A 1,203-nucleotide genomic window follows, 5' to 3' on the forward strand; every position below is an offset into this window, starting at 1 on the left:
CCAATGGCAAAAGAGAAATTCGAGCGTAGCAAGCCCCATCTGAACATCGGCACGATCGGCCACATCGATCACGGCAAGACGACATTGACGGCGGCGATCTCGCACATCCTGTCGCAAGCCGGTTACGCGGAAGAAGCCAAGTTCGACCAGATCGACAAAGCGCCGGAAGAGAAAGAACGCGGCATCACCATCAACATCTCCCACATCGAATACACCACCGACAAACGCCACTACGCCCACATCGACTGCCCCGGTCACGCCGACTACATCAAGAACATGATCACCGGAGCGGCGCAGATGGACGGAGCCATCCTCGTCGTAGCCGCGACCGACGGCCCCATGCCCCAGACCCGCGAACACGTGCTGCTCGCCCGCCAAGTCAACGTCCCCGCGCTGATCGTGTTCATGAACAAAATCGACCTCGTCGACGACCCCGAACTCCTCGACCTCGTAGAGATGGAAGTGCGCGAACTGCTGAGCAAATACGGCTTCCCGGGCGACGAAATCCCCGTCATCCGCGGCAGCGCGCTGAAAGCGCTGGAAGAAGGGACCGGAGCGCGCGACGACAAGTGGAGCAAACCCATCTGGGACCTCCTTGACGCGTGCGACAGCTACTTCCCCGAACCCGTGCGGGAAATGGACAAACCCTTCCTGATGCCCATCGAAGACGTCTTCACCATCACCGGGCGCGGCACCGTAGTCACCGGTCGAGTCGAACGCGGAGTGATCAAACCCGGCGACGAAGCCGAAATCGTCGGCATCAAAGACACCCGCAAAGTCGTAATCACGAGCCTGGAAATGTTCCGCAAAATGCTCGACGACGCCGAAGCCGGCGACAACGTCGGAGCGCTGCTGCGCGGCATCGACAAGAGCGAAGTCGAACGCGGACAAGTATTGGCGAAACCCGGGAGCATCCAGCCCCACAAGAAATTCAAAGCCGAAGTGTACGTGTTGAAGAAAGAAGAAGGCGGCCGGCACACCCCGTTCTTCAACGGCTACAAACCCCAGTTCTACGTACGCACCACCGACGTGACCGGCTCCATCAAACTGCCCGAAGGAGTGGAAATGGTCATGCCCGGAGACAACAGCACCTTCGAAGTCGACCTGATCGCGCCCGTGGCGATGAACGAAGGACTTCGCTTCGCCATCCGCGAAGGCGGCCACACCGTCGGCGCTGGCGTCGTCTCCCAGATTCTCGAGTAA

General features: G+C 59.9%; 1 protein-coding gene. It reads left to right on the plus strand.

The window, feature by feature from the left end; genetic code table 11:
* Positions 1 to 3: 3 nt before the first annotated feature.
* Positions 4 to 1,203 carry an elongation factor Tu gene (gene tuf / locus HMPREF7215_RS09550; RefSeq protein ID WP_009165642.1) on the plus strand — a complete coding sequence of 400 codons (1,200 nt, stop codon included), beginning with the start codon at positions 4 to 6 and terminating at the stop codon, positions 1,201 to 1,203.

The organism is Pyramidobacter piscolens W5455 (genome assembly GCF_000177335.1).
GTDB lineage: Bacteria > Synergistota > Synergistia > Synergistales > Dethiosulfovibrionaceae > Pyramidobacter > Pyramidobacter piscolens.

What these genes read in the sequence shown, in the direction of transcription:
- tuf (WP_009165642.1), top strand. Translation starts at nt 4, where the DNA reads ATGGCAAAAGAGAAATTCGAGCGTAGCAAGCCCCATCTGAACATCGGC.